General features: G+C 72.9%; 11 protein-coding genes. 6 read left to right on the top strand and 5 right to left on the bottom strand.

Translation table 11 applies throughout. From position 1 onward, the window contains the following. Nucleotides 1-11 precede the first annotated feature (11 nt). Entirely contained in the window at nt 12-1106 is a 1095-nt protein-coding gene (locus tag PYS65_RS32670) for a baeRF3 domain-containing protein (protein ID WP_279337567.1), read from the top strand. A gap of 272 nt (nt 1107-1378) precedes the next feature. Continuing rightward, a complete protein-coding gene (locus tag PYS65_RS32665) occupies nt 1379-2797 on the top strand; it encodes a PP2C family protein-serine/threonine phosphatase (RefSeq protein ID WP_279337565.1) in 1419 nt (472 codons plus the stop codon). 20 nt (nt 2798-2817) lie between these two features. Here PYS65_RS32665 and PYS65_RS32660 read toward each other — a convergent pair whose 3' ends face one another. Further along, nucleotides 2818-4314, bottom strand: coding sequence for a DNA-binding protein NsdB (locus tag PYS65_RS32660; protein WP_279337564.1), 1497 nt, complete (start codon nt 4312-4314; stop codon nt 2818-2820). A 236-nt stretch (nt 4315-4550) separates the two neighbouring features. Between PYS65_RS32660 and PYS65_RS32655 the strand changes: the two genes are divergently transcribed. Beyond that, complete coding sequence (locus tag PYS65_RS32655) at nt 4551-5690, top strand: aminoglycoside phosphotransferase family protein (RefSeq protein ID WP_279337563.1); 1140 nt, start codon at nt 4551-4553, stop codon at nt 5688-5690. Between the two features lie 247 nt (nt 5691-5937). Further along, on the top strand, nt 5938-7950 hold the full coding sequence (locus PYS65_RS32650; RefSeq protein WP_279337562.1) for a peptidoglycan recognition family protein: 2013 nt from the start codon (nt 5938-5940) through the stop codon (nt 7948-7950). 75 nt (nt 7951-8025) lie between these two features. Here the strand turns inward: PYS65_RS32650 and PYS65_RS32645 are convergent, their stop codons facing one another. The 3 genes from PYS65_RS32645 to PYS65_RS32635 all read right to left on the bottom strand — a co-directional run bounded on the left by PYS65_RS32645 (nt 8026) and on the right by PYS65_RS32635 (nt 9940). Next, nucleotides 8026-8523: a hypothetical protein gene (locus tag PYS65_RS32645; RefSeq protein WP_279337560.1), complete on the bottom strand. Its 498-nt coding sequence runs from the start codon at nt 8521-8523 to the stop codon at nt 8026-8028. An 81-nt stretch (nt 8524-8604) separates the two neighbouring features. Further along, the gene (locus PYS65_RS32640; RefSeq protein ID WP_279337559.1) at nt 8605-9540 is read right to left on the bottom strand and encodes a universal stress protein; all 936 of its coding nucleotides are present in this window, start codon (nt 9538-9540) and stop codon (nt 8605-8607) included. Nucleotides 9541-9697: 157 nt separating this feature from the next. Beyond that, on the bottom strand, nt 9698-9940 hold the full coding sequence (locus PYS65_RS32635) for a DUF397 domain-containing protein (protein ID WP_279337558.1): 243 nt from the start codon (nt 9938-9940) through the stop codon (nt 9698-9700). Between the two features lie 262 nt (nt 9941-10202). Between PYS65_RS32635 and PYS65_RS32630 the strand changes: the two genes are divergently transcribed. Beyond that, complete coding sequence (locus PYS65_RS32630; RefSeq protein WP_279337557.1) at nt 10203-12023, top strand: alkaline phosphatase family protein; 1821 nt, start codon at nt 10203-10205, stop codon at nt 12021-12023. 48 nt (nt 12024-12071) lie between these two features. On the opposite strand, the gene PYS65_RS32625 is transcribed toward PYS65_RS32630, so the two are convergent. Continuing rightward, nucleotides 12072-13568, bottom strand: coding sequence for an acyl-CoA synthetase (locus tag PYS65_RS32625; RefSeq protein WP_279337556.1), 1497 nt, complete (start codon nt 13566-13568; stop codon nt 12072-12074). Between the two features lie 171 nt (nt 13569-13739). Here PYS65_RS32625 and PYS65_RS32620 point away from each other — a divergent pair, with 171 nt between their 5' ends. Then, complete coding sequence (locus PYS65_RS32620) at nt 13740-15527, top strand: serine hydrolase domain-containing protein (protein ID WP_279337554.1); 1788 nt, start codon at nt 13740-13742, stop codon at nt 15525-15527. Nucleotides 15528-15539 lie beyond the last annotated feature (12 nt).

Raw genomic sequence — 15539 nt, 5'->3', positions numbered from 1 at the left:
ATGGTGCTCTCATGGAGCACGATCTGAGTCCCGCGACCCTTGCCGAGCTTCGTCGCCCGCGCCCCTACCCCGCGGTGTCGGTGCTGACGCCGACCCACCGGCGCGATCCCCTCAACGCCCAGGATCCGGTACGGCTGCGCAATATGGTGGCCGAGGCCAAGAAACAGCTGGAGGCCGATCCCGCGGTCACCCGGGACCGGCGCAGCGAGGTCACCCTGCAGCTCGACCGGGCGCTGGCCGAGGTCGATCTGGCGCACGCCGAGGACGGGCTGGTCATCTTCGCCGCTCCGGGTGAGCACCAGGTGTGGTCGCTCGCCCGTTCCGTACCGGAGCGCGTGGTGCTCTCGGACACCTTCCTCACCCGCAACCTGGTGTCCGCCCACACGGCGGAGCGCCCCTTCTGGGCGCTGTCGCTCTCCCCCGACCGGGCCACGCTGTGGAGCGGCGGCGTGGACCGGGTCACCGAGGAGCACCTCGGCGCCTTCCCGCTGGTGCGGAGCACGGAGAACTTCGACCCCGAGCGCCTGGAGCGGATCGGTGACCAGCCGAGCTCCTACCGGGACGAGGACACCCGCCGGTTCCTGCGCGAGACCGACACCGCGATGCGCGCGGTGCTGCGTGAGCATCCCCGGCCCCTGTACGTCACCGGCGAGCCGGCCGCGCTGTCCCTGCTGGGCGAGGTGGGCGGCGTGGCCCGGGAGGCGGTGCACGTCCAGCACGGCGGGCTCGCGCACGGCACGCCCGACGCGGTGTGGCAGGCCCTGCGTCCGGCGCTGGAGAGCGAAGCGCGCAAGAGCACCGAGGAGGTCGTCCGGGCCCTGGAGACGGCCCGCGGGCGCAAGGAGTTCGCGGCCGGCGTCGACGAGATGTGGCAGAACGCCCGGGACGGCCGGATCCGGCTGCTGGCCGTCGAGGAGAACTTCCGGGTGACCGTGCGCGACATGGGTGAGCATCTGGTCTTCGCCGAGACCGGCGACCTGGACGCCCGCGAGGACATCGTGGACGAGATCGTCGAGCAGTGCCTGGAGACCGGCGCCGAGGTCCGCTTCGTCCCGGACGGGACACTGGGGAACACAGACCGGATCGCGGGCGTACTGCGCTACTGAGTACGGACGGACGCCCGTCCGTCGAACAGGTGAGTGAACGACGGACGGGCGCCGCACGCACCTTCAAGTAACCTGCGTACCAACGGAGTTGATCCAACCAACGGGCATCCGGCACCTACCTCCGGGTAACTCCACGAAGACGGTGGCATATGCCACCGTCATGGCCTTGGGGCGTCTTGCCGAATCCCTTACAGCGCGTGGCGTGCTGTGCCACAGTCGTAACGGTCCCTCCGTCCGTCTCTGGCCCGAACCGTCCCACATCGGAGTGCGTCATGCCGTCCCCCCTCTCCGCGGACCGCTCAGCCGTCCAGCCGCCAGGACGCGGCCCGGTCGACGCGCTCATCTCGCAGACCCGGCGGCTCAGGGGCGACGTGGACGCCGTACGGCGCGACACCGCGGCCGACGTCTCGGACCCGAAGGACCGCTGGCAACGCGCCCTGTACGACCTGGCGCTGCACCAGCTCAACGACCTGGACGAGCACCTGGCCCAGCTGCGGGACGGCCCCCTGCCCGTGCCGGCGCCGGCCCGGTCCGCGCCCCCCGCACCGCCCCCGCACGATTCCGTGCTCAGCCGGGTCGGCAGCGCCGAGTGGAACCTGCTGACGGACGAGGCCAGTTGGTCCGGGGAGCTGTACCGCATCCTGGACCGCGATCCGGCCGCTCCCCCGCTCACCCTCGACGAACTGCCGTCCCTCGTGCACGACGAGGACCGGCCGCGGCTCACCGCGATGGTCACGGGCTGTCTCGTCGACGCCCGGCCCATCGACGGGGAGTTCCGGCTGCACCGTCCCGACGGCAGCGTCCGGACGGTGCACATGATGGGCGAACCGGTACTCGGAGCCGACGGCAGCACCGCCTCGATGTGGGCCGTACTGCGGGACGTCAGCGAACTGCGCCGCTGCCGACGGGCGGTCAGCGAGTCCCGTGAATCGCTGCACCACCAGCGACCGACCGCGGCGCGACCCGGGCAACGGCCCGTGACCGAGCCGCCGGAAGCCGTGCCTCCCCCGTGGCACGGATCCCTGCCCCTTCCGCACCGGGGCCCCCGGACCCTGGACCTCGCCGCCCGGCACCTCCCGTCGCCTGCCGGGGCACCGACCGCGGGTGCCTGGTACGACGCCCTCGAACTGTCCGACGGCACCGCCCTGCTCAGCGTCGGCGAGCTGACCGGGCAGGGCGCCGGCCCGTCGTCGGGCGTGACGATGCTGCTCGGCGCGGTGCGCGGCATGGCGACGGCCGGCACCGCACCGGGTCCGCTGCTGGCCTGCCTCGACCGGTTACTCGACGCCACCGGGCAACCGGCCCTCGGCAGTGGCCTCTGCCTGTACTACCGGCCCGACACCCGCTCGCTGGTGTGGGCGCGGGCCGGACACCCCGTCCCGCTGCTGTTCCGCGGCGGAAGGGGGCGCGCCCTGGAGGCCCCGGAGGGTGACCGGCCCGGTGCCTCCCCGGCCGCCCGCTACGGGCAGGCCGAGGAGACCCTCGAAGTCGGCGATGTGCTGGTGCTGCACACCTACGGGCCGGCACCCGGGCGGTCCGCTGCCGCCACCGTCCGGCATCTCCTCGAGCTGGCACCGCAGTTCACCGGGGAGCGCACCGCGCAGGACTGCCTGCCGGTCGTTCTGCGGGAGTTCGGCGGCACCCCGCGCGAGGAGGAGGCCTGCGTGCTCGTCGCCCGCGTGACCTCGTAGGAAGAACCCTCACCACTCCGTCATGCCGGCGCGCTGTTGCCGCCCCTCCCCCTGGGCCTCGGCAGAGCCTGCCTGATCTCCTCCCGCAGTTCCTGGATCCTCGGGTACGAGGAGTACTCGGCGGTGAGCCGGTACATCTGGCGCAGCCGCTCCCAGGTGCGGCGCGAGGAGTTGGAGCCCATCGACATCAGCGCTAGACGCGCGTACCGGTCGGCCTGCTCCGGGTCGTCCGCGATGAAGCAGGCGGAGGCCATGGAGAGATGGTCGAAGATCTTCGACCGCTCCCGGCCGTCGACGCGCAGGGACAGCGCCTTCTCCGCGTAGTGCTGGGCGTGCGCGGCCGCGCCCGGCTCGAACTCGGCCAGCGTGCGGTAGGCCAGGGCCTGCATGCCGTACAGATCCTCGTCCTTGAAGGTCTGCATCCAGTCCGGCTGTTCCAGATCCGCCCCCCGGTCGGAGACGAACAGGTCCTCGGCCCGGCCCAGGGTGCGGCGCATCGCCTGTCCTTTGCCCAGGGACGCCTGTGCCCAGGCCTCGATGGTGTGGAACATCGCGCGGGTGCGCGGCAGCAGTTCCTCACCCGACCCGGACTGGGCGAGCTTGAGCAGGTCCAGGGCGTCGTCGGGCCGGCCCAGGTGCACCATCTGGCGGGCCGCACGGGACAGCGCCTCACCCGCGCGCGGCCGGTCACCGCCCTCCCTGGCGGCGTGCGCCGCGATGACGAAGTACTTCTGGGCCGTGGGTTCCAGGCCCACGTCGTGCGACATCCAGCCCGCCAGGACGGCGAGGTTGGCGGCGACGCCCCACAGGCGCCGCTGGAGATGGGGCGGGTGGTGGTAGGCAAGCATGCCGCCCACCTCGTTGAGCTGGCCGACCACCGCCTTGCGCTGGAGGCCGCCGCCCCGGGCGGCGTCCCAGGCGCGGAACACCTCCACGGAGCGCTCGAGTTCCTCGATCTCCTGAGACCCGATGGGAGCGGCCTCGTAGCGGTCGAACCCGACGGAGTCGGCGTGCAGCGGATGGTCGATTCGGGGAGCGTCGGTGGTCAGTGCCGGATCGGTGTGCAGCCAGTCGTGCATGGCGCTGCTGAGTGCGGATCCGGCGGAGAGCGCGGCGCCCGCGCCCACCAAGCCGCGTCGGTTGAGCATGAGGTCCATTCCCGTGAATTCGGTGAGGACCTCGGCTGTCCGCTCGGGCGCCCACGGCACTCCGTCGGGATGTTCCGCACTCCCGCCGCGTGGCCGTTTCCCCGCACGCCCGTGCCGGACCAGACCGAGATCCTCGATGGTCACGACACGGCCGAGACGCTCGGTGAACAGGGCCGCCAGCACCCGCGGCACGGGATCGCGCGGGATCTCTCCCATGTCGATCCACCGCCGCACCCGGGAGGTGTCGGTCGCCAGCTGGGGGTGGCCCATGGCCGCCGCCTGCCGGTTGACCAGCCTCGCGAGTTCGCCCTTGGACCAGCCGGCCAGGCCGAACAGGTCCGAGAGCCGGGTGTTGGGTTGTCCGCTCACGTCAAGCCCCCAGGTTCTCGGCTGAGTTGACAGTAGCCCCGGGCGAGTTGCCGGGCGACTATTCGCCAGGGTTCGCCAGGGTTCGCCAGATGGTGTGCCAGGGGGCATCGGGTGTCGAGTAGGAACGCGCCACCACGACCCGGTCTCCGCCGGGGGCATTCCCCAGGGTGCGCCTGGGCCGGCCGGGCCGGGTGGCGCGATGACGTCGCAGGCACACGAAGGGATCTGTATCGCCCATGTACGCAGCATCGTCCTCCGTGTCCGCACCGCCCAGGCCACTGCGTCCGCGTCCGTCGGACAACGGCCCCTACCTCTCCCCCGCGCGCCCGGCGGCCACCGTGCCGGGGCCGGGCGCGGTGCGGCGCGCTCCGGGCGCCGGACCCCAGCCGCTCAGCGGCAGGCTCGACCTGTCCGGTCCCCAGGGCGCCCAGTTGCGCACGGCGATCGCGTCGGTGCACCGCATCTGTCCGGAGTTCGCACCGGTGCAGGTGCTGCGCCGCAGCGGCCGGTCCATCCTCCTGGTCGGGACGACCGGCCGGAGCACCGCGGTGGCCAAGTGCTTAACGGACCACTCCCCCGTCTGGTCCGAGCGGTTCCGGCACGAGATAGCGGCATACCGCTCGTTCGTCCGGCACCGCCCCCCCGTGCGGGCGCCCCGGTTGATCGCGGCGGACCCGGACAACTGCACCCTGGTGATCGAGCGGATGCCCGGCCGGGTGGCAGCCCTCCAGCGGCACCCGGTGGAGGCACCACCGCGAGCGGACATCAAGGCGGCACTCGGCGCGATCTGCCGGCTGAACGGATGGCGCCCGCCGGCCGGGACCTTCGACGCCCCGCTGGACTACGCGGCGCGGATCGCCCGCTACCACGAGCTGGGCCTGCTCACCGACCGGGACATGGGCGATCTGCAGAAACTGCTGCACGGCATCGCGCACGCGGCCGGGCGCCAGGGCATGGGCCAGTTCTGCCACGGCGACGCGCTGCTCTCCAACATCCTGATCTCACCGTCCGGTCCCGTGCTGGTGGACTGGGAGCACGCGGGCTGGTACCTGCCGGGCTACGACCTGGCGACCCTGTGGGCGGTGCTCGGGGACGCGCCGGGGGCCCGGCGGCAGATCAGCCAGATCGCGCAGTCGGCGGGCCACGCCTCGCGCGACGCGTTCCTGGTGAACCTGATGCTGGTGCTGACGCGTGAGATCCGTACCTACGAGACGGCCGTGCAGCGTTCGATGCGCGAGGGGGGCCCGGTGGGGCCGGGCCCGGCCCAGCAGGGCGTTCTGCCGTCCGGCGAGGAGCAGCGGCTGCTGCTGCGGCGCCTGCACGACGACTGCCAGCTGGCCCGCCGGGCCGTGCGCGCGGCGGTCGGCACTCGCTGACCGGGACGGGTGAGAGGTCCGCGGCGCTCCCCTTCGGAAGACGCCGCGGACCTCTCACCCGTCCCCGCGCGTTCCCCGCGTTCCGAGCGCGCCGCGGCCCTGGCTCGCCGCCACGACCCGCGGCCCGGATTGCCGGGGAATATCGCTTCTTCTGGGCATGATTGACGGATCATCGGCAGGCCGGTAACACCATCCGACCGCCGACCCCGCACGGTTCGTCCCGACCGATCGTCCCCAGGAGACTGTGTTGCGAGGCTCTCCCCCCACCGAACCCGGCCGTGCGGCGGCCGGGCATCGCCGTTCCCGTCGTACCACCGGCGCCCTGGCCGCCGCCGCGCTCATGCTGCCGCTGCTCGGCGCGGCCCCGTCCGGGGCCCGGCCCGGCCCGGCCCCACCGGACGCGACCCGGCTGCAGCAGGCGTTCAGTGCCGCGGCCGCCGCGTACGAGGTGCCGCGGAGCGTGCTGCTGGGCGTCTCCTACCTCCAGTCCCGCTGGGACACGCACACCGGAGCGCCGAGTGTGACCGGCGGCTACGGCCCGATGCACCTCACGGACGCGCGTACCGCGCTGGCGGCGGCGACATCACAGCACGACGAGGGGGCGGGGGATCCCCGGGCTGACGACGTCCGCCCCGTGCTGCGGCCCGGGAAACGGCGTGCCGAGGCGCTGCGCCTCGACGCGCGGCTGTCGCGCGCCGGTGCGGTCCCGGACCGTCTGGCCACCCTGCCGAGGGCGGCCGGGCTGACCGGGCTGAGCGCCGCGCGGCTGCGTGCGGACCCGGCCGCGAACGTGGCGGGCGGCGCCGCGCTGCTGGCCGAGGCCCAGCGGGAGCTGGGCCGGCCGCCGAGCGAGGACCCGGCCGACTGGTACGGCGCGGTGGCCCGTTTCTCCGGCGCGGACGACACGGCGTCGGCGGCGGCGTACGCGAACGACGTCTACGAGGTGATCCGCGCCGGTGCGCGGCGCGTCACGGACGCGGGACAAGAGGTCTCCCTGGCCGCCCGCGCGGGCCTCGTCCCGGACCGGTCCGTACTGGCCCGCGCCGGTCTGCGTACCGCCTCCACCACCGCGACGGAGTGTCCCGAGGCGGTGTCCTGCGAGTGGGTCCCGGCACCGTACGAGCAGTTCGGGGACGGCGACTACGGCAACCACGACCGGGGGAACCGGCCTGTCTCGCACCCTGTCCGGTACATCGTCGTCCATGACACCGAGGGTGCCTGGGAAGGCGTACTCGATATGGTGCGGGATCCCACCTATGTGTCGTGGAACTACAGTCTGCGCTCGACCGACGGTCACATCGCCCAGCATGTGAAGGCCGAGGACATCGCCTGGCACGCGGGCAACTGGTACGTCAACGCCGGGTCGATCGGGCTGGAGCACGAGGGCTTCCTGGCGGAGCCCGACGCCTGGTACACCGAGGCGATGTACCGTTCCTCGGCCCGCCTGGTGCGGTATCTCGCCGAGAAGTACGACATCCCCCTGGACCGGCAGCACATCCTGGGTCACGACACCGTGCCCGGCCCGACCACGGAGGCCGTGTCCGGCATGCACACCGATCCGGGGCCCTACTGGGACTGGGCGCACTACTTCGCGCTGCTGGGCCGGCCCTTCGGGGCCACCGCCGGCGAGGACGGCGCACTGGTGACGATCCGTCCCGACCACGCCGCCCACGGCCCGGTGTTCACGGGCTGCGGGAGCGCCGGCGAGCCGTGCGCGGCGCACGGGTCCAGCGCGGTGCGCCTGTACTCCGACCACGACGAGAAGTCCGCCCTGATCAGGGACGGCGCTCTGGGTTCGACCCCGACGACCGGGGTGAACGACCTGTCCTCACGGGTGTCGACCGGCCAGCAGTACGCGGTGGCCGACCGGTGGGGCGAGTGGACCGCCATCTGGTACCTGGGGCAGAAGGCCTGGTTCAGCAACCCTCGGGAGCGGCCCACCGCGGTGCCCGCCGCGGGCCGGGTCGTGACCCCGAGGCAGGGGCTGGACTCCGTGCCGGTGTACGGGCGTGCCTACCCGGAGGAGGCCGCCTATCCGGCGGAGGTGCCCGTGCAGAAGGTGTCCCCGCTGCCGTACCGGCTGCCGAAGGGCCAGGAGTACGTCACCGCGGGCGAGGTGCCCGGCGAGTACCTGTACGCGGTGACCTTCGACGAGGCCTCGCACCGGGTGGTCCGGGGCGAGGATCTGTACCACCAGATCCAGTACGGCCACCGGATCGCCTTCGTACGGGCGGCGGACGTGACGGTGAAGTCCTCGTAGCACCGGCCGGTCCTGGCCTCTTCCCCGGCCGGGGAAGGGCCGGGACCGGGGCGAAAACGCATCAGCCGGTCCGGGTCAGCCCTGCTGGAACAGTTCCGCGGGCAGCGGCTTGAGGAGGGTGTACAGGTCGTCGGTGATGGGACGGTCCCAGGCGGCGATGGTGACCAGGACGTTGTCGCTGCGGTCGAACTGCACGCAGGAGATCCGGCTCTCGGAGAGCTTCACGCGGCGCACGATCAGCAGGTTGTCGCCCTGCATGACGGGCACGTCCTCGGTGCCGACGACGGTCACCTCCTCGTCGTTCTCCAGCGCCAGCAGCAGCTGTGCCACCTCGAAGGGGACCTCGTCCTCGGCGACCTCCCGGGCAGCGGAGCCCTCCGGCAGATTTCCGATGATCATGGCGGGGCCACGACCGCCGAACAGGTCGTAGCGCAGGAAGACGCCCTGGCAGGTACCGTCGGGGGCGGGCAGCAGGCCGGCGCCCAGGTTCCCGGGCCAGTCGCCCGGGTCCATGGCCAGTACGTCGAAGTCGGGCCCGGCGGGAGTGGCGCTGCGGCGGCGGAGGAACGACATGCCGCAATGGTACGTGCCCGCACCCGCCGACGGGCGGCCGGGCGACGCCCGCCACTCCCCCGGGCGGGCACGCCCCGGGAGCTACTCCTCCGGGGGTGCCGGCGGCACGACCGCCACGGGGCCGGCCGCGTGCAGCAGGACGGCCTGGGTGACGGAACCCATCATGCGGGCCGGTGCCAGCAGGCGTCGCCGGTGGCGCCCCACGACGACCAGTTCGGCGTTCTCGGAGGCCGCGACCAGGTGTCCGGCGGCGTCACCGGGCAGTACCAGGAGCTCGGTGACGACTTCGGGGTGCCGTTCGCGGTGCGGGGCGAGGCATCCGCGGGCGAGGGTCCGGGACTCGTGCTCGACGGCGCCCTGGTCGATCTGCGGCGCCGGCATCTCCCCGGGCAGCATCCAGGTCTGCGGGGGCCACGGGTAGGCGGCGACGATCCGGAGCCGGGCGTCGCGCAGGGCGGCTTCGTCGAAGGCGTGGGCGAGGGTGGCCTCGTCGGGGCTGTCGACGTTCAGTCCGACGACCACGAACGGGCCGGCCTCGTCGGTGCCGGCGGGCCTGTCGGTGACGGCGGGCGTGTCGGTTCCGGTCCCGGCCCCCCGTCCGGGCCGGGGCACCACGACGACGGGGCATTCGGCGTCCCGGGCCGCGGCCAGGGAGTTGGAGCCGAGCAGCAGACTGGCGAACCCGCCGCGGCCCCGGGAGCCGAGCACCAGCAGCTGCGCGGTGGTGCCGAGTTCGGGGAGGAGGGCGCCGGGAGCCCCGTCCAGGGCGACGAACTCGACGGCGGGGAGCCCGGTCCGTCCCGCCAGCCGTGCGCGGACCAGATCGAGGACCGGGTCCTCCTCGGGGGCGGGCGGTCCGGCGGCCAGCACCTCGGGCTGGCCCCAGGCGGCGTACTGACGGACGTGCACCACCCTCAGCGGGGCCGCACGCCGGCGCGCGGCGTCGACGGCCCACTCCAGGGCGCGCAGACTGTCGTCCGAACCGTCGACCGCCGCGACGACCGGCTGGGTGCTCATGGGGTTCCTCACTTCCGGACCACGACCCGCATGTTCCCGGGCCGGCCTGGCTCGGGCCCGGTCCCGGAAGGGTACCCCCGGCCGTCCGTCCGGAAGGACCGACGGCCCCACCCGGCCCGCGGTCGTTCCGCTCCGCGGCGGGGCGTGCGCGCCCTGCTCACGTCAGGTCGAACTCCCCCTCCCGGGCCCCCGACACGAACGCACCCCACTCGGCCGGGGTGAAGATCAGTGAAGGACTCTGCGGGCGGCCGCTGTTGCGCAGGGCGATGAAACCCTCCACGAAGGCGATCTGGACATCCCCCAGGCCTCGGCTGCCGGGCTGCCACTGCGCGTTGCTGAGGTCCAGGTCGGGCTTGTCCCAGCCGGTGAGCGGTCGCTGCTGGGTGGTGCTGTCGGCCACGTCCGTGCTCCTCCCGATGTCCGTCGTCCGCGGCCAGCCTAGCGACCGGTTCCGGCCCCCGACAGGTCACGTCGGCGTCCGTTTCCGGGGCGCGGCGGACGGGTGGGGCCGAGCGGGCGGAGCCGAGCGCGTGGATCCGGGCCGGTGCATGCACGCGGCGCGGTTGAACGCGGGGTGACGTGCGAACGTACTGATGGCGGCAGGCCCGTTCACCGGGCCCGGCTTGCCATGCCATCGCAGTACCGCACGGAAGGACCCCCGGGTGCAGCTCTTCACTCGCTCCCGTCAGCTGTCGGAGACCACCGGGAGCGGGGCGGACCCGGACGACGGCCCCACCGCCTCCGGCGAGGCGGCCGGGGAGGCGCCCGAGGGCGCGGCTCCCTCCCGGTGGGAGCGCCTGCGCGGGCGTCACCCGCGTGCGGCCCGCGGTATCGCGGTCGGGACGACCGTGCTGGCCGGGGCGCTGCTGGTCTTCGCCCTCCTCGTGCCGAACCGCGTGGAGCGGCTCACGTTCGAGGCGTTCCTCCGTCTCCCGGCCGAGGGGATCCTGCTGGCGACCCTGCTGCTCGCGCTGCCGCCGAAGCCCCGGCGGATCGCCGCGGTGGTCTCGGGTGTCCTCCTCGGGCTGCTCACCGTCCTGAAGATGGTGGACATGGGCTTCTACCAGGTACTGGCCCGGCCGTTCGACCTGGTGCTCGACTGGATCCTGCTCGAGCACGCGGCGGAGTTCGTCCGGGAGTCGTTCGGCCGGGGCGGGCAGATCCTCGCCGTGATCGGGCTGATCGTCCTGTTCATCATCCTGCTGGTGCTGATGACACTGGCAGCGGTGCGGATCACGGACCTGATGGCGCGCCACCGTCCCGCCGCCGTCCGCACCACGCTGGTCCTCGGCGTCGCGTGGATCACCTGCGTCACTCTGGGCGTGCAGATCACCGGCGTCCCGCTGGCCACCAAGGGCACCGCGGAGATGCTGGGCAACCGGGTGGAGCAGACGCGTGCGGGCATCAAGGACGGGCGGGTCTTCAGAGAGCAGGCCGCGGCCGACGCCTTCGCCGACACTCCGCCCGACCAGCTGTTCACGGGACTGCGCGGCAAGGACGTCCTGTTCACGTTCATCGAGAGCTACGGCCGGGTCGCGATCGACGACCCGGCGATGGCGGAGCCGATCGACGCGGTACTGAAGGAGGGCACCGGCACCCTGGAGGCCGCCGGTTTCGCGTCGCGCAGCGGCTGGCTCACGTCACCGGTGACGGGTGCGGGCAGCTGGCTCGCCCACTCCACCTTCCTGTCCGGCCTGTGGATCAAGAACCAGCAGCGCTACCGCAGCCTCACCACCAGCGACCGCATGACCCTCACCAGCTACTTCCGCAAGACCGGTGACTGGCGCACCGTCGGCATCGTGCCCGGGGTGCGGCGGGCCTGGCCGGAGGGCAAGTACTTCGGCCTGGACCACATCTACGACTCCGAGCACCTCGGCTACCAGGGGCCGTACTTCAGCTGGACGCCGGTGCCCGACCAGTTCAGCATGGAGGCCTTCGAGCGCCTGGAGCACGGTAAGAAGGACCGCGAGCCGATCATGGCGGAGATCATCCTCGCCTCCAGCCACAACCCGTGGTCCCCCAACGCCCGCATGATCGACTGGGACGACCTCGGCGACGGCTCCGTGTTCCACCGGATCAAGAAGGAGGGCACCGATCCCAAGGAGGTCTGGCAGGACCCGGAGAGGGTACGCACCGAGTACCGCAAGTCCATCGAGTACTCGCTGCGGAGCCTGATCGAGTGGATGGAGCGGTACGGCGACGAGGACACGGTCCTGGTCTTCCTCGGCGACCACCAGCCGGTCCCGACCGTCACCGCCGGGGACACCGGCAAGGACGTGCCGATCAGCATCGTCGCCAAGGATCCGGAGGTCCTGGACCGGGTGGCCGACTGGAACTGGACCGAGGGCCTCAAACCCGCCCCGGACGCACCGCGTTGGGGCATGGACACCTTCCGGGACCGTTTCATGACGGCGTACGGGCCCCAGGGCGGCGGCAGTGGTGCCGGCGCCAAAAGCGGCACCGCGCCGCGCCCCACCGGCTGAGCGGACCTCTCCGGTTCACGGCCCGCGCCGGCGCGGGCCGTGCCACGCTCATCCGGTGAAGCGGTGGCGCAGCTCCCGTTTGAGGATCTTCCCGCTGGCGTTGCGCGGCAGTTCGTCCACGAACAGGACCCTCTTCGGCGCCTTGAAGGACGAGAGCCGTTCGCGCGTGTGCGCGATCAGTTCCTCCTCGGTCGTCTCGCCGCGCGCGACGACGACCGCCGTGACGGCCTCCACCCAGCGGTCGTCGGGGAGGCCGATCACTGCGGCCTCGGCGACCGCCTCGTGCGTGTACAGCGCGTCCTCGACCTGCCGTGAGGCGACCAGGACGCCACCGGAGTTGATGACGTCCTTCACCCGGTCGACGATGGTGAAGTAGCCGTGGGCGTCGCGCACCGCGAGGTCCCCGGAGTGGAACCAGCCGTCGCGGAAGGCCTCGGCGGTCTCCTCGGGCTTGTCCCAGTACCCCTCGCACAGCTGCGGCGACCGGTAGACGATCTCACCGGGTGTCCCGTCGGGCACCTCCTTGCCGTCCTCGTCGACCACCCGTGCGTCCACGAACAGGACGGGCCGCCCGCAGGAGTCCATGCGCCCCTTGTGCTCGTCGGGGCCCAGGACGGTGGCCAGCGGGCCGATCTCGCTCTGCCCGAAACAGTTGTAGACCGCCAGGTCCGGCAGCCGCCGCGTCAGCCGCTCCAGGACCGGCACCGGCATGACGGACGCCCCGTAGTACGCCTTGCGCAGTCCGCTCAGGTCGCGGGTGGCGAAGTCGGGGCGGTCGGACAGGGCGATCCAGACCGTGGGCGGGGCGAACAGGCTGTCCGCGCGGCCCGCCTCGATCAGGTCGAGGATCCGGTCGCCGTCGGGCGCGTCGAGAATGACGTTGGTCGCGCCGACCGCGAGGTAGGGCAGCAGGAAGACGTGCATCTGTGCCGAGTGGTAGAGCGGGAGCGCGTGCACGGGGAGGTCGCCCGCCAGGAAGTCGAGGGCGGCGATGGCGCTCAGGTACTCGTGCACCAGGGCGCGGTGCGTCATCATCGCGCCCTTGGGGCGGGCGGTGGTGCCGGAGGTGTACAGCAGCTGCACCAGGTCCTCGGAGCGCGGCCCGGGGCCGTCGTACGCGGGCGCCCCGGCCAGCAGGTCGAGCAGTGAACCGTCGGCGTCGCGCAGGGGCAGCGCCCGTACCCCGTCCGGGAGCCGTCCGGCGAGGTCGGGGTCGGTGAGGACGAGTGTGCTGCCCGACTGGCCGATCAGGTAGGCGAGGTCGTCGCCGGTCAGGTTCTGGTTGACCGGTACGTGCACCAGGCCCGCGCGGGCGCAGGCGAGGAAGCCGATCAGGTAGGCGTCGGAGTTGTGGCCGTAGGCGCCGACCCGGTCCCCGGGGGACAGCCCCTTCGCCAGCAGGACGCTCGCCGCCGCCGAGACGGCGGTGTCGAGCGCGTCGTAGGTCCAGGTGCGGTCGCCGTACTCGACGGCGGTACGCGCCGGAGTGCGCCGGGCGCTGCGCCGCAGGAGTCCGTCGACCGTGCTTCCGTGTCCGGGCGTCATGACAGACGATCCTCGGCCGACCGGCCGGGGAGGTCAAGGACTCCGGCTTCTCCCGCGACCGCGTACGCCCCATTGACACATCCCGCACCTGACAGGAAAGTTTCACCCCGCAAGGCGATCCCCGAAAGATTCTTTCAGGCCGCCCGCGGCCACGACACGGGAGGAACCCCCATGACGGACGCAGGGTCGAGCGGTCTCACTCGCCGGCAACTCGGCGGGCGCGCAATGGCTCTGGGCGGCGCCCTGGCCTTCGCCTCCCTCCCGGCCGGCCCCGCGGCGGCGGCCTCACCGCCGGCGGCGTCGGGCAGCGGGCGCCCGACCCTGCGGCACGGATCGGCCCGGCAGGCCGGCCTGCTCACGGAGCATCTGGACCGACTCGTCACCGACGCCGAGGCGTTCCTCGGTCCGTCCCCCGAACACCCCTGGTACGCGGGCGCCGTGCTGCTCGCCGGACGCGGCGGCACCGTCGCACTCCACCGGCCCATCGGCATGGCCGTGCGCTACCAGGCGTACGACGAGAAGACCGACACCGGCGTCGAGTTCCCGGCGGACCGGCAGATCCCCATGGCCGAGGACACCGTCTTCGATCTGGCCTCGGTGTCGAAGCTGTTCACCTCCGTCCTCGCCGTGCAGCAGATCGAACGGGGCACCCTGGAACTGGAGGCGGCCGTCGCCTCGTACCTGCCGGACTTCGGCCGCGCCGGCAAGACGGAGGTGACGGTCCGTCAACTGCTCACGCACACCTCGGGTTTCCGCCCCTGGATCCCGCTCTACGGCGCACCCACGTACGAGGAGCGCATCCGGCTCGTCCTCGACGAGGCGCCGGTCAGCCCTCCGGGCACGGCGTACGCGTACTCGGACCTGAACCTGATCTCGCTCCAGCTGGTGCTGGAGCAGGTCACGGGCCGCACCCTGGACGTCCTGCTCCATGACGACATCACCGGCCCGCTGGGCATGCGGCGCACCCGCTACAACCCGCCCGCCTCCTGGAAGCCGCGGATCGCCGCCACCGAGGACGCCCGCCTGCCCTGGTCCGGTCTCGACCGGGGGCTGGTGTGGGGCGAGGTGCACGACGAGAACGCCCACAGCCTGGGCGGGGTCGCGGGCCACGCGGGCGTGTTCTCGTGCGCCTGGGACCTGGCCGTACTCGGGCGGACCCTGCTCAACGGCGGCCGCTACGGCCGGGCCCGCGTGCTGAGACCGGAGTCGGTGGACCTGATGTTCACCGACTTCAACACCGACTTCCCCGGGGACGAGCACGGACTGGGCTTCGAGCTGTACCAGCACTGGTACATGGGGGCGATGGCCACCCCGCGCACGGCGGGCCACACCGGCTTCACCGGCACCGCGCTGGTGCTCGATCCGACCACCGACTCCTTCCTCGTCGTGCTCGGCAACTCGGTGCACCCCGTACGCAGTTGGCGTTCGGGGTCGGCTCCCCGCGTGGCCGCCGCGAACCGGTTGGCCCGCGCGGTCCCGGTCCGTCCGGCGCGGGGACGCACGGCCTGGTTCTCCGGGATGGCCGGTTCGGCGACGGCGGCCCTCACCCTGCCCGCGGTGGACACCTCGTCCGGCGGCGCGCGGCTGCGCTGCGCCCTGTGGTGGGACACCGAGCCGCGCTCCGACGTCCTCACCCTGGAGGCCACGGCGGACGGCGGCGCGACCTGGCAGCCGGTGCCGTTCACCACGCAACGCCGGGGCGGGGAGCCGCAGCGGCATCCCTCGGGCACCGTCACCGGCTGGTCGGGCCGTGTCTGGCACGCACTCACCGCCGGCCTGCCCGCCGCACGGAGCCTCACCCTGCGCTGGCGTTACGCGACGGACCGGCTGTACGTCGGACGCGGTGCGTACGTCGACGGGATGCGCGTCGCGACCGGTGACGGCGTGCTGTTCGACGAGGCCCGCCCGGCGGACGCGGCACGCGTCCGGGCCGTGGGGTGGAGCCGGTCGGCCGACTGACACCCGGCCGCC

The sequence above is a fragment of the Streptomyces cathayae genome, assembly GCF_029760955.1.
GTDB lineage: Bacteria > Actinomycetota > Actinomycetes > Streptomycetales > Streptomycetaceae > Streptomyces > Streptomyces cathayae.
The sequence above is the reverse complement of the archived record's forward strand: the minus strand, read 5'-3'. Positions and strand labels throughout refer to the sequence as shown.